Annotated in this window: 12 protein-coding genes; 5 read left to right on the top strand and 7 right to left on the bottom strand. The window is 60.5% G+C overall.

Annotated features, from left to right (window positions below; genetic code table 11):
- Positions 1 to 80: 80 nt before the first annotated feature.
- The 5 genes from QMK47_RS04990 to QMK47_RS05010 form a co-directional block, all read right to left on the bottom strand.
- Positions 81 to 2891, bottom strand: coding sequence for an FAD-binding and (Fe-S)-binding domain-containing protein (locus QMK47_RS04990; protein ID WP_320389896.1), 2811 nt, complete (start codon positions 2889 to 2891; stop codon positions 81 to 83).
- Positions 2888 to 3559: a LutC/YkgG family protein gene (locus QMK47_RS04995; RefSeq protein WP_258690357.1), complete on the bottom strand. Its 672-nt coding sequence runs from the start codon at positions 3557 to 3559 to the stop codon at positions 2888 to 2890. Before QMK47_RS04995 ends, QMK47_RS04990 begins: the two co-directional genes overlap by 4 nt.
- Positions 3556 to 5013, bottom strand: coding sequence for a LutB/LldF family L-lactate oxidation iron-sulfur protein (locus QMK47_RS05000; protein ID WP_214512207.1), 1458 nt, complete (start codon positions 5011 to 5013; stop codon positions 3556 to 3558). The genes QMK47_RS04995 and QMK47_RS05000 overlap by 4 nt, the downstream gene beginning before the upstream one ends.
- Entirely contained in the window at positions 5010 to 5834 is an 825-nt protein-coding gene (locus tag QMK47_RS05005) for a (Fe-S)-binding protein (RefSeq protein WP_063322994.1), read from the bottom strand. The genes QMK47_RS05000 and QMK47_RS05005 overlap by 4 nt, the downstream gene beginning before the upstream one ends.
- Positions 5835 to 5984: 150 nt before the next feature.
- On the bottom strand, positions 5985 to 7679 hold the full coding sequence (locus tag QMK47_RS05010; RefSeq protein ID WP_258690358.1) for a lactate permease LctP family transporter: 1695 nt from the start codon (positions 7677 to 7679) through the stop codon (positions 5985 to 5987).
- A gap of 262 nt (positions 7680 to 7941) precedes the next feature.
- On the opposite strand from QMK47_RS05010, the gene QMK47_RS05015 reads away from it, so the two are divergent.
- Positions 7942 to 8709 (top strand): FCD domain-containing protein, encoded by a 768-nt coding sequence (locus QMK47_RS05015; protein ID WP_072411334.1) that lies wholly within the window; start codon positions 7942 to 7944, stop codon positions 8707 to 8709.
- Positions 8710 to 9300: 591 nt separating this feature from the next.
- Here QMK47_RS05015 and smpB read toward each other — a convergent pair.
- Positions 9301 to 9783, bottom strand: coding sequence for an SsrA-binding protein SmpB (smpB, locus tag QMK47_RS05020; protein ID WP_003197663.1), 483 nt, complete (start codon positions 9781 to 9783; stop codon positions 9301 to 9303).
- 118 nt (positions 9784 to 9901) lie between these two features.
- On the opposite strand from smpB, the gene QMK47_RS05025 reads away from it, so the two are divergent.
- Genes QMK47_RS05025 through QMK47_RS05035 form a run of 3 tightly spaced genes read left to right on the top strand, consistent with a single transcriptional unit; the run spans position 9902 to position 12055 of the window.
- Positions 9902 to 11305, top strand: coding sequence for a sodium-dependent transporter (locus QMK47_RS05025; RefSeq protein ID WP_253471548.1), 1404 nt, complete (start codon positions 9902 to 9904; stop codon positions 11303 to 11305).
- 7 nt (positions 11306 to 11312) lie between these two features.
- Positions 11313 to 11756 (top strand): type II toxin-antitoxin system RatA family toxin, encoded by a 444-nt coding sequence (locus QMK47_RS05030; RefSeq protein WP_024617726.1) that lies wholly within the window; start codon positions 11313 to 11315, stop codon positions 11754 to 11756.
- Complete coding sequence (locus QMK47_RS05035; protein WP_214512211.1) at positions 11753 to 12055, top strand: RnfH family protein; 303 nt, start codon at positions 11753 to 11755, stop codon at positions 12053 to 12055. The genes QMK47_RS05030 and QMK47_RS05035 overlap by 4 nt, the downstream gene beginning before the upstream one ends.
- A gap of 59 nt (positions 12056 to 12114) precedes the next feature.
- Here the strand turns inward: QMK47_RS05035 and QMK47_RS05040 are convergent, their stop codons facing one another.
- On the bottom strand, positions 12115 to 12642 hold the full coding sequence (locus tag QMK47_RS05040; protein WP_214512212.1) for an outer membrane protein assembly factor BamE: 528 nt from the start codon (positions 12640 to 12642) through the stop codon (positions 12115 to 12117).
- Positions 12643 to 12739: 97 nt separating this feature from the next.
- On the opposite strand from QMK47_RS05040, the gene fur reads away from it, so the two are divergent.
- The gene (gene fur / locus QMK47_RS05045; protein WP_003197684.1) at positions 12740 to 13144 is read left to right on the top strand and encodes a ferric iron uptake transcriptional regulator; all 405 of its coding nucleotides are present in this window, start codon (positions 12740 to 12742) and stop codon (positions 13142 to 13144) included.
- Positions 13145 to 13192: the final 48 nt, after the last annotated feature.

Here is a 13192-nt window from a genome sequence, read left to right on the forward strand (position 1 = left end):
GGCTACCAGTTTTTGGAAGGTCCCGCGTTTGCGGGACTTGATCAGTGGACTGTGCCGGTGCGCCAGGGTTCTATTTTTCTTCAGGTCGCCCTGGCCTGGGTCACTCGATCAACCAGGTAGACCAGCCCGTGGTAGTCAATTGCGCCGTGTTGTGTAAGACCGATCTCACAGGTGCGGCTGGTGGAAATCCCTTCGCTGCAATGCTGTACCGCGTCCTTCAGTGAGCGCAGCGAGTGGGCGTTCAGCTCTGGTGTGGAGAAGCCCTTGTCGCCGGCGAAACCGCAACAATGGATGCCTTCCGGGATGACCACGTTTTTACTGCACTGGCGCGCCAGTTCGATCAACGCCTGGCCTTCGCCAAGGTGCTGCGTGCTGCACGTGACATGCACCGCGATGGGCGCCTCCTGGGGAGTGAAATCGAGACGATCCATCAGATGGGTGCGGATGAAGCGCACTGGGTCATACAGATCCAGGCGCACGTCGCCAAGGTCCTGGACCAGCCGCAATGTGCAGGGGCTGGTGTCACAGTAGATAGGGTCGAGCCCGCCGCGACTGGCGTGCAGCAAGGCGCCGATCAGTTCCTGGCGCTTGTGCTCGGCCTGTTCCGTGTAGCCTTTGGACGCAAAGGGTTGGCCGCAGCAGAGGCTGTCCACGTTGTCTGGAAAGACCACCTGATAACCGGCCTTTTCCAGCAGGCCGCGGGTCTTGTCGTACAGCGACATCTGCTCCTTGTCCGGTGCCGCCGGGCCCATGACCCGCGACACGCACGCCGCCAGGTACACGACTCTCGGACGTTCGTCCGACACGGCGGGGCTGAAACGGATCGCCTTTTCCGGTTGGGGCATGGCGTTGGTCCACTGTGGGACCTGGCCCTTGGACAGGCGCGTCAATGAGGTCGACAGTTTCGCCAGGCGGGGCGCGCCCAGCAGCATGCGCGCACCGTTGGCGACGTGCAGGGCGAAGCGTGCGCCTTGCAATGTGGTGGCGAAATTTCCTTCAATCCAGTTGGCGGTTTTCGTCTTCGTTGCGTCACGGCTGCGCAGTTTTTTCACCAGCTCGCCGGTATTGATGCCTACCGGGCAACGTTGTGCACACAGGCCCGTGGCGGCGCAGGTATCGATGCCCTGGTATTGGTAGGCACGTTCCAGTTCGGTGGTGTCCGTGCCGGCGCGTTTTTTGGCTTGGATATCCCGCCAGATCACGATGCGCTGGCGCGGGCTCAAGGTCAGGTCCTTGGACGGGCACACCGGCTCGCAAAAACCGCACTCGATGCACTTATCCACAATCTCATCGGCGGCCGGCAGCGGTTTAAGGTGCTTGAGGTGGATTTGCGGGTCTTCGCTGAGCACCACGTCCGGGTTGAGGATGCCGTTGGGATCGAGCAGGCGTTTGAGCTGCCACATCAACTGATAGGCGTCACTGCCCCATTCCAGCTCGACGAACGGCGCCATGTTGCGCCCGGTGCCGTGTTCGGCTTTCAGCGAGCCGCCGAATTCCACTGCCACCAACTGCGCCACGTCATCCATGAACGCCTGGTAGCGTGCGACTTCTTCAGGGTTGTTGAAGCCTTGGGTGAAGACGAAGTGCAGATTGCCTTCCAGCGCGTGTCCGAAAAGGATCGCTTCGTCGTAGTGATGTTTGTCGAACAGCTCGATCAGGCGGTTCACGCCAATGGCCAGTTGTTCCACCGGAAAGGTCACGTCTTCGATGATCACCGTGGTCCCGGTTTTGCGTACCGCACCCACGGCCGGGAAGGTGTCTTTGCGGATCGCCCAGAGCCGGGCGTTTTCCCGTGGGTCTTCGGTAAAGTCGACCTGTTTTTCCACTGGGAAGCCGGCCAGCGAGGCCATGATCCGGGCCAGTTGTTCTTGCAGTAAAGACGAGGAAGCGGCGCGGGATTCGATGAGCAAGGCGCAGGCATTGATCGACAGATGCTGTACGAAATCCGGCATGCCCGGTTTGTCCTGCACCGAGCGCAGGCTGCGGCGGTCAAGCAGCTCCACGGCCGAGACTGGTTGGCTTTTCAGCACGGTGACGGCGTTGCAGCAGGTCTCCACATCGGGGAAGACGATCAGGGCCGAGGCTTTGTTCGGGTGGTCGATAACGGTGTTGTAGGTCACCGCGCTGATGAAACCGAGGGTGCCTTCGGAGCCGACCAGCAGGTGGCTCAAGATATCCACAGGCTCGTCAAAATCCACCAGGGCATTGAGTGACAGGCCAGTGGTATTTTTCAGACGGTATTTATGCCGGATTCGCGCAGCCAGTTCAGTGTTGGCGCGGGTCTCGCGGCCCAGAGTCGCCAGGCGTCCCAGCAGTTCGCCATGGCTCGTACGAAAAGCCGCCACGCTGCTGTCGTCTTCAGTGTCCAGGCGCGTGCCGTCGGCCAGCACCAGGCGGATGCCGGCCAGGGTGTGATAGGTGTTCTGCGCCGTGCCGCAGCACATGCCGCTGGCGTTGTTGGCGACGATGCCGCCGATTTTGCAAGCGTTGATCGACGCCGGATCTGGGCCGATCTTGCGCCCGAACGGCGCCAGCCAGGCGTTGGCCTGGGCGCCGATCACGCCGGGCTGCAAACGGATCTGCATGCCCTGTTCACGAATCTCGCGCCCGTTCCAGTTATCCCCCAGCACAATCAGCACCGAGTCGCTGATGGCTTGCCCGGACAGGCTGGTGCCGGCGGCGCGGAACGTGACTGGAACCTGGTCGCGCTGGGCCAGTTTCAGCAGGGCAATCACTTCATCTTCGGATTCGACGCGTACCACCAGTTTCGGAATCAGCCGATAGAAACTGGCGTCGGTGCCGAAGGCCAAGGTCGACAGCGGATCGTCGAAACGGCGTTTCTGCGGGATCAGTTGTTGAACGTCGTGTAGGAAAGAGGCCGGAAGGGTCATTGGTCCTCCAGAATCAAAACCACCAGATCCTTCGGGCCATGGGCGCCATAGGCCAGGATTTGCTCGATGTCGGCGGTTTTCGACGGGCCCGATACCAGCAGGGCGTTGGTGGGCATGCCTTGGGCCCACTCGAATTCCTGCTGCACTTCATAGAAGTTGTCACGGATCTCGCTGGCCTTGAGCAGGGCGAAATGCACCGGTGGCACCAGGCTCATCAGCCGTGGTTCTTCACGGGTTGGCCAGAGAATCAGGCTGCCGGTGGCGGCGATGGCGCCGAGGGTCCCGGTGAGGCTGGCGGGGGTGTCGTTGAACAACTCGGCTTTCCACTCTTCTACTGGGCGGTCGTAGGCCTTGAGGGTTGGCAGGTCCGGATGGTTCGCCCAGAACTGTGTGATTTTTTGCCCGTGCGCGGTGGTCGGGGCGATGAGCAAGCTCGGCAATTGACGGTCGCGCAGCAATTGCGCGAGCAGGGCCGGCCAGCCTTCATCGGACGTCAGGTGGATTTCGGTGTGCACCGCTTCCATCAATTTGCGCAGTTGCGGGATGCGTTCCTCGGGCGCATAGCGGTAGGTCTGCGTCACTAGCTCGACGTCGAAGTTGTCGGCAACGGGCGTGGCGCCGGTCAGGCTTTTACGCAGCTTGGCGAGGATATTGTCCTTGGCGCTCATCGGCGGTCTCCCTGCTGGTTCAGGTGTTCGCGAGCCAGGTCATGCAATGAGCGGGCGGCGGGTTTGGGGGCGCTGTGGTTCTGGGTCCATGGGCCGATGTTGTTGGGCGTCAGGGCGCGCAGGCGCGTGGCGAGGAACCCGAACAGCCGATACAACCGTGGCGAACTGTTGAGCCGAGCCCAGGCATTCCAGATGAAGCGTTCCTTGGGCGAATATTTGCTGCCCTGGCCGCGCATCACCTGATGGGGGCTGTCCGGCGCCTTGACGTTTTCTTCCCGCAGCCGCCGCAGCAAAGCCGGGATCGGAATCTTCACCGGACACACTTCACCGCAGGCACCGCATAGCGAAGAGGCGCTCGGGTGGTCCGGCACCTTGGCCAGGCCGACCATGTGTGGCGTGATGATTTTTCCGATAGGCCCAGGGTAAACCTCGCCGTAGGCATGACCGCCGATTCGGGTATAGACCGGGCAATGATTCATACAGGCGCCGCAGCGAATGCAGTTCAGTGTCTGGCGCAGTTCGCTGTCGGCAAACGCCTGGCTGCGACCGTTGTCGAGCAGGACCAGGTGGACTTCCTGGGGGCCGTCCAATTCGTCAGCCTTGCGCGGGCCGGAGATCATGTTGACGTAGGTGGTGATGGGCTGGCCGAGGGCCGAGCGGGTCAGCAGCGACAGCAGCGGCACGACGTCGCGCAGGTTCTCGACGACTTTTTCGATGCCGGTCACGGCAATGTGCACCGGCGGCACGGTGGTGGACATCCGCCCGTTGCCTTCGTTTTCCACCAGCAGCAGCGTGCCGGTTTCAGCGACGGCGAAGTTGACGCCGGAGACGCCGATGTCGGCCTCGAAGAATTTCTGCCGCAATACCTTGCGACCGATCTGAATGAGTTGGTCAACGTCCTTGGTGTACTCCACGCCGAGTTTGTCGTGGAACAAGGACGCGACCTGACCGGCATTCTTGTGGATCGCCGGCATAATGATGTGTGAAGGCTTCTCGTGGTCGAGCTGGACGATGTATTCCCCCATGTCGGACTCAAGACATTCAATGTCCCGAGCCTCGAGGAAATGGTTCATCTCCATCTCTTCGCTGACCATCGATTTGCCCTTGATCACTTGCCGCGCCTCGTGAGCGCGGATGATCGAGAGGACGATGCCGTTGGCTTCGTCCACCGTTTCCGCCCAGTGCACGTTCACACCGTTGCGGGTCAGGTTGCTTTCAAGTTGCTCGAGCAGGTCGGGCAGCTTCGATAACGCACGGGCGCGGACGGCATTGCCCAGCACGCGCAGGTGTTCTCTTTCGTGGGCATCGCTGAAGGACGTTGCCCGCTTGGTCATCAGTGAATCCATCGCGCTGCGAAAGTTGTTTCGCAGTTGCGTGTCGTCCAGGGCCTTGTGGGCTCGGGCGCGAAAATCTTCCTGCACCTCAACGGTCGGAATCAGCGTCGGCGTGCTCATGCGACACCTCCGCTACGCTGCCAGAGGAAGCTCGCCAGGTGCTGGCCGCGTAACGCCTCCTGCTGTTTTTCCAGTGCGCCGTTGATGTTCATCAGGCAGCCACAATCGGCACTGATGACCTTGTGCGCGCCGGACTCCTTCAGCGCTCGGGTCTTGTCGGCCACCATCGCGCCGGAAATATCCGGCATGCGAACGCTGAACGTCCCACCAAAGCCACAGCATTCACTTTCGTGGCTGTGTTCAACTCGTTCCACATTGCGCAACTGCGCCAACAACGCGCGGCCGTGCAGGTGGGTGTTCATTTCACGCCGTGCCGAGCAGGACGTATGCAGCGCGACTTTCACTGGTTCGCCGCTGTCGTTCAACTGCACCTTGCAGACGAACAGCAGGAATTCAGCCAGTTCATAGGTCCGGGCCGCCAGGGCCTGGACCTGTTTGAGCGTGTCGGGCTCATCCTTGAACAGATCGGCGTAATGCTCGCGCAGCATGCCGGCGCAGGAGCCCGAGGGCACGACCACCGGATAATCTTCGGCAAACAGGGCCAACTGCGCCCGTGCCACCGTCCGCGCCTGCTCGGTGTAGCCCGAGGTGTAGGCCGGTTGGCCGCAGCAGCTTTGCCCTTGCGGGTAGTCCACCCGGATTCCTTCGCGCTCCAGCAGATGAATCGCATCCATCCCGGCTTCGGGATAGAACAGGTCCACCACGCAAGTGCCGAACAGGTAGACCCTTTGCGGTTTCTCGCTGGGGTACTGCCGAGGCTCAGGCAATGGCGGGGCGACACGGGTCGCGTTCGGCACGGCGTTGTAAAAAAGCTCGCTCATCAGGCGTGTCTCCGGGTGGTCCCGGTTATCCGTCCGCTGAGGCTGCTGAATATAGACAGGAAATCTTTCAGCAGCCTTGCAGACCCGGTGGTGAATAGCAGACGCCGAATCACGGTTCGGCGTCGGTTTTTTCAGTGCTGCGTGTAGGACTTAATGAACCAGCATGCCGGTAAACCAGTAGGCCTGGGCCAACGTGATCAGGCCGACAATCGTTGCAAAGAATAGGCTGTGTTTGAGGGTGAAACGGAACAGATCCGATTCCTTGCCCACCAGCCCGGTCGCCGCGCAGGCCACCGCGATCGATTGTGGCGAAATCATCTTGCCGGTCACGCCGCCGCTGGTATTGGCCGCGACAAGCAAGGTGTCGTTGACGCCGAGCTGGTGCGCGGTGGTGGCTTGCAGCGAGCTGAACAGCGCGTTGGACGACGTATCGGAACCGGTCAGGAACACACCCAGCCAACCCAGGAACGGCGAGAAGAACGGGAACGCCGCGCCCGTGCCGGCCAACACCAGGGCCATGGTCGACGACATGCCCGAGTAGTTGGTGACGAAGGCGAATGCCAGCACCATGCCGATGGACAGGATCGGCCAGCGCAGCTCGAAAAGTGTCTCTTTAAAAGTGGTAAGACCAGTTTTTACATTGATCTTCAGCACCAGCATCGAGATCAATGCGGAGAAGAAAATCGCCGTGCCGGTGGCGGAAATCGGATCAAGCTTGAACACGGCCGGAATGGCAGTGGGGTTGATCACGATGGGCGCGACCTTGATCACCATCTGGTCCAGGTGCGGGATGGCGAAGTTGAACACCCAGCCGTACATCGAGCCACCTGCGGCGAACATCGCCTTGAACGGCTTGAGGGTCCAGATCGTCACCAATACGGTCAGGATCAGGAACGGCGACCAGGCCTTGATGATTTCTCCCAGGCTGTAGGGCGAAGCCACGGTGCTGCGCGGTTGGCCGAAACCGCCGGCGCTGGCGGTGACCGTGGTGCTGGAGGTGGCGCCGGCAATCTGGGCGCCAGCGGTGCGCTTGGGCTGCCAGACTTTCAGGAACAGCGTCAGGGAAATCAGGCTGGCCAGGGCGGAGGTGATGTCCGGCAGTTCCGGGCCAATGAAGTTGGAGGTGAAGTACTGGGTGACGGCGAAGCTCAGGCCTGCCACCAGTGCAGCAGGCCAGGTTTCCCGCACGCCGCGCAGGCCGTCCATCATGAACACCAGCCAGAACGGCACGAACAACGACAGCAAGGGCAGTTGGCGACCGGTCATGGCGCCGATCTTGAAGGCGTCGATCCCGGTGACCTGACCGGCCACGATGATCGGAATGCCCAACGCGCCGAACGCGACCGGGGCGGTGTTGGCGATCAGGCACAGGCCCGCGGCGTACAGGGGGTTGAAACCCAGGCCGACCAGCAGGGCGGCAGTGATCGCCACCGGAGCACCGAAACCGGCGGCACCTTCCAGGAATGCGCCGAAGCAAAAGCCGATCAGCAGCACTTGCAGGCGTTGGTCATCGGTAATCGACAGCACCGAGCTGCGGATCACCTCGAACTGGCCGCTCTTGACCGTCAGTTTGTAGAGGAATACGGCGGCGACGATGATCCAGGCGATGGGCCACAGGCCGTAGGCAAAGCCATAGCCGGCGGCTGCGAAGGCCATGTCGGCGGGCATATTGAACGCGAAAATCGCCACGGCAATCGCCAGGGCCAAGGTGATGCTGCCGGCCACATGCCCCTTGAGGCGAAACACCGCCAGGGCCAGGAAGAAAAATACGATGGGAATGACGGCCGCGAGCGCGGACAAGCCGAGGCTGCCGAGCGGGCTGTAGAGCTGTTGCCAGGTTTGCATGATGGGTGGGCCCCTAATTGTTGTTGGTCAGGCACTGCCAGCGGGTTTGGTTAATTGGTAATACCAATTTACAATCGCTGTTGGCTAGGGTAAAAGCCTTGGTTGTCATGTGTCAATTTGCCGCCCTGAAACTTTCGTCGAATAAGCGGTGCAGAGCGCATCTGATCCGGTGGTGCAAAACGGCTTTGATGGGTGTGGACAAGGCCCGGATGGGCCAGAATAGAGAGCCCGGCGAGCGGTCGGGATCGTGGAGAATTGAGTTATGGGGTTTGATCAGATTCGTCAGCGCCGTTTGTCTGACGATATTGTCGAGCGGCTTGAAGGCATGATCCTTGAGGGCACGCTCAAGTCCGGTGAGCGGCTGCCGGCCGAACGGACCCTGGCTGAGCAGTTCGGTGTGTCACGCCCTTCGTTGCGCGAGGCGATCCAGAAGCTGGCGGCCAAAGGCTTGTTGGTCAGTCGCCAGGGCGGCGGCAACTATGTGGTGGAGTCGCTGGGCTCGACGTTCAGTGATCCGCTGCTGCAGCTTCTGGAAAGCAATCCCGAAGCGCAGCGTGACTTGCTGGAGTTCCGTCACACCCTGGAAGCGTCCTGTGCTTATTACGCGGCCCAGCGGGCCACGGATGTGGACCGCGAGCGGCTGACGGCGGCATTCGACGAACTGCAGGACTGTTACTCGCGCCACGACGAGGTGAGCCGGGCGGAGGAGGGCGCGGCGGATGCCCGGTTTCACCTGGCGATTGCCGAGGCCAGTCATAACGCGGTGTTGCTGCACACGATTCGCGGCTTGTTCGACCTGCTCAAGCGCAACGTGGTGACCAACATCGGCGGCATGTACAAGCAGCGCAGTGAAACCCGCGACATGCTGATCAGCCAGCACCGGGAGTTGTACCAGGCCATAATGGACGGACACGCCGAACAGGCGCGGGAAGTGTCCAGCCGGCATATCTTGTATGTGCAGGAGGTTCTGGAGGAGGTGCGTCAGGAAGTGCAGCGCGTGGCGCGGGCGGAGCGGCGTAAAGGGATGTAGCGCACGAACCTTGTGGGAGCGAGCTTGCTCGCGAAAGCGGTCTGTCTGACACATCACTGCCGGATGTGTCGACGCCATCGCGAGCGAGCTCGCTCCCACATTGGATCTTCAGTGAACACGGGGTCTGTGTGTTGCCGGGATCTGGTGTGGGGGCGAGCCTGCTTGCGAAAGCGGTCTGTCTGACACATCACTGCCGGATGTGTCGACGCCATCGCGAGCAAGCTCGCTTCCACATTGGATCTTCAGTGAACACAGGGTCTGTGTGTTGCCGGGATCTGGTGTGGGAGCGAGCCTGCTTGCGAAAGCGGTCTGTCTGACACATCACTGCCGGATGTGTCGACGCCATCGCGAGCAAGCTCGCTCCCACATGGATCTTCAGTGAACACGGGGTCTGTGTGTTGCCGGGATCTGGTGTGGGAGCGAGCCTGCTTGCGATAGCGGTCTGTCTGACACGTCACTGCCGGATGTGTCGACGCCATCGCGAGCAAGCTCGTTCCCACATGGATCTTCAGTGAACACAGGGTCTGTGTGTTGCCGGGATCTGGTGTGGGAGCGAGCTTGCTCGCGATAGCGGTCTCAAGGACGAAAGAATCAGTCTTCCTTGCCCTTGTTGCGCACCGCGCGCTGCAGCTCGCGGCCCGCATCGCGTTCACGCTCGGTATCGCGCTTGTCGTATTCCTTCTTGCCTTTGCCCAGGGCAATTTCGCACTTGATCAAGTGCTTGCTCCAGTACAACGACGTGCAGACGCAGGTGTAGCCCTTCTGTTGCACAGAGGCGAAGAGCTTTTCCAGCTCGCGCTTGTTGAGCAGCAGCTTGCGCGAGCGCGTCGGGTCGGCGATCACGTGGGTGCTGGCGGTGGTCAGCGGCGTGAAATGGCTGCCCAGCAGCCAGGCCTCGCCGTCCTTGAGCAGCACGTAGCTGTCGACCAGTTGCGCCTTGCCGGCACGCAGGCTCTTTACTTCCCAGCCGGCCAGGACCATGCCAGCCTCGAAACGTTGTTCGATGAAGTAATCGTGTCGCGCCTTTTTATTTTGCGCGATGGTCCCTGTGGGGTGTTTCTTCTGTTTAGCCATAGGGGCGGCATTATAGGCAGTTGCGTGCGTGTCGGCTACGGTGAAGCAGCGTGCTTGAGCACGTTGAGTGAATCCCGGACAATGCGGCCTCTTTTTTTAAAGCTTGGGCGTGATCACGATGTCGACAGACAAGGTTTCTGTCCACGGCAGTTGGGCTAGCCGCTGGGTTTTTATATTCGCTGCAACCGGTTCTGCGGTGGGGTTGGGCAGTATCTGGAAATTCCCCTACATGGTCGGCATCTACGGTGGCGGAGCCTTCGTACTGATGTTCCTGGCGTGCATTGCGCTGATCGGCGCACCGGTAATGCTGGCCGAAACCCTGATCGGTCGTCGGGCCCGGCAAAGCCCGGCCAATGCCTTGAAGGTGCTGGCAGTGGCGGCGGGGCACTCGCCCAAGTGGTCGTGGGGCGCCTTCGCCGGGATGATCACGGCGCTGTTGATCCTGTCTTTCTATAGCGTGGTCGGCGGTTGGTCGCTGGACTACATCATCGACATGGGGCGTGGGGATTTTCAGGGTGTGACACCTGACCAGGTGGGCGCCTACTTCGGCAATGTGATTGCCGATCCCTGGAGGCTGACCCTCTGGCACACGATTTTCATGGTGCTCTCGGCGGTGGTGATTGCCCGGGGCGTGGTGGCCGGGCTTGAGCGCAGCCTGCGGATCATGATGCCGTTGCTGTTCGTGATGATCCTGGTGCTGCTGGGCTACAGCATGACCACCGGGCATTTCATGGAAGGCGTGCATTTCATGTTCGACTTCCAGCCGGAGAAAGTCCTGGACGGCCTGCTGCCGGCCATGGGGCATGCGTTTTTCTCCCTGAGCGTCGGGGTCGGTTCGATCATGATCTACGGCGCCTACATGCCCAAGAATGCCTCCCTGACCCGGACCGTTGTCGGTGTCGCACTGCTGGACACCTTCGTGTCGCTGCTGGCGGGTGTGGCATTGTTTCCGATTGTGTTCGCTGCCGGCCTGAACCCCAGTGAGGGGCCGGGGCTGATGTTTGTCAGCCTGCCTTTTGCCTTCGGCAGCATGGCGTTCGGCCAAGTGATGGGCGTGGTGTTTTTCCTCCTGGTGGCCATCGCCGCCTGGAGTTCGGCCATCTCCCTGTTGGAGCCCATGGTGGCTTACCTGGTTGAGCGGACCCGACTCAGCCGCGCCTGGGTAACCTTCTGGTTGGCCTTCACCTGCTGGTTTGTCGGCCTGGGTACGGTGTTCTCCTTCAATATATGGAAGCAGGCGAAGTTTTTCGTGAACGAAGACGGGCTGTTCCATCTCTACCAGTGGGGCGCAACCGGAGGGCTGGATTTCTTCGGCGTGATTGATTTCTTCACCTCGCGGATCATGCTGCCATTGGGTGGTTTGTGTTTCGTAGTGTTTGCAGGATGGATCATGGGGCGTGAAGCGGTGCGTGATGAATTGTCGCTGCGTAGCCCTGTATTGTTTGGTTTGAGCCTGTTCTTGATGCGCTACGTGGCGCCCATTGGCATTCTTGTAGTGTTTGCCGCCCAGCTGTGGAAGTGACGCTTACATGACGACACATATTCAACGCTCGGCCTTGCTGCCCTACCCGGCGCAGGCGCTGTATGACCTGGTCAACGATGTGGCGAGCTATCCGGAGTTCTTGCCGTGGTGCTCGTCGGCCGAGGTGCTGGAGAGCTCTGAAACCCATATGCGCGCCAGCCTCAACATTGCCAAGAGTGGCTTGAGCCAGCGCTTCGTCACGCGTAATACGCTGGTGCCGGGGCAGTCCATCGAGATGAATCTGGAAGAAGGGCCTTTCAACCAGCTCCACGGTGTCTGGGTGTTCAAGCCGCTGGGTGAAAAGGCCTGCAAGATCAGCCTGGATCTGTCGTTCGACTACGCCGGCCCTCTGGTGCGGGCGACGCTGGGGCCGCTGTTCAATCAGGCCGCCAATACCCTGGTCGATGCGTTCTGCCAGCGGGCCAAGCAGAATGCAGAGCTCAAGCGTTGATTGAGATAGAAGTGGTGTATGCCTCGGCGGAGCGTCAGGTCTTGCGCACCTGCGCGGTGCAGGAGGGTGCGAGTGTTCGCGCCGCACTGGCGGCATCGGGTATTGCCGATGCGTTTGCGGAGCTGGATCTGGCGACTTGCCCAGTGGGGATTTTTGGCAAGCTGGTTGCCGATCCAGAGCACCAGGTGGTGCAGGCGGCCGATCGACTGGAGATTTATCGCCCGTTGTTGGCCGATCCGAAGGAAATTCGGCGCTTGCGCGCGGCCAAGGCAGCCCAGGCACGCCAATCGGAGCAATAACCTGGCTTGAATGGCAGGCAATAAAAAACCCGGCATGCCGGGTTTTTTTATGCCGCAATTTATTGCGGCGAGGTGTCCAGGGGCTCTGGCGTCGGGACTGGTACGGTCTCGACTTTGTCCACATCCTTCTGGATCTGGTCCAGCAACGAACCTGGCTTGGCCGGTTTTTCCGGTTTCGGCTGTTCGGCCTTCTGGGCCGGGTCGGTCACGGTGTTGTCGCTGTCCTTGCCCAAGATGGCTTCGTCACGGCTCACGCCAGGCATGAAATCGCCTGACAGGCTGACAAGTTGGTCGTTGGGGCTAAAGATAACGCTGATGCGTTCCTGCTGGCGCTCACCGCCGCCTGGCTGCAAGCTGTACAGGTAATCCCAGCGATCGGCATGGAACGTGTCGGTCAGCAGGGGATTACCCATGATAAACCGTACTTGCCGGCGGGTCATTCCCGGGCGCAACTGGTCTATCATGTCCTGCGTGACGACATTGCCCTGCTGGATGTCGATTTTGTAAACCCCGGGGAATGAACAACCGGCGAGTGCGAGCAGTCCCACAAAGGTGAAACTGGTTAGCAAGAGCTTGGTGTTTTGCATCGGTGGGCGACTTCCACTATCTTGGCTGGGACAACGTAAACGCCGATCATACCCGCATTAAGAGAAGCTGCGAAGCAGCATCGCGAGAAAGCTGACCATGGTTGAAAATAGCGAACTACGCAAAGCCGGCCTCAAAGTGACCCTGCCACGGGTCAAGATTCTACAAATGCTCGATTCCGCCGAGCAACGCCACATGAGTGCTGAAGATGTCTATAAGGCGCTTATGGAGGCTGGTGAGGACGTCGGTCTGGCCACGGTTTACCGTGTTCTGACCCAGTTCGAGGCAGCTGGCTTGGTGGTGCGGCACAACTTCGACGGAGGCCATGCGGTCTTCGAGCTGGACGACGGCAAGCATCACGACCATATGGTCAACGTCGAAACCAGTGAAGTGATCGAATTCTTCGACGAAGAAATCGAGCGGCTGCAGAAAGCAATCGTCGACAAGTATGGCTTCGAGATGGTCGATCACAATCTTGTGCTGTACGTACGCAAGAAAAAGTAAGCATGTCGCGTGGACTATTACGGTTCGCGAAACGAACGAAGGCGACCC

The sequence above is a fragment of the Pseudomonas sp. P9_35 genome (assembly GCF_034008205.1).
GTDB classification, from domain to species: domain Bacteria; phylum Pseudomonadota; class Gammaproteobacteria; order Pseudomonadales; family Pseudomonadaceae; genus Aquipseudomonas; species Aquipseudomonas kilonensis.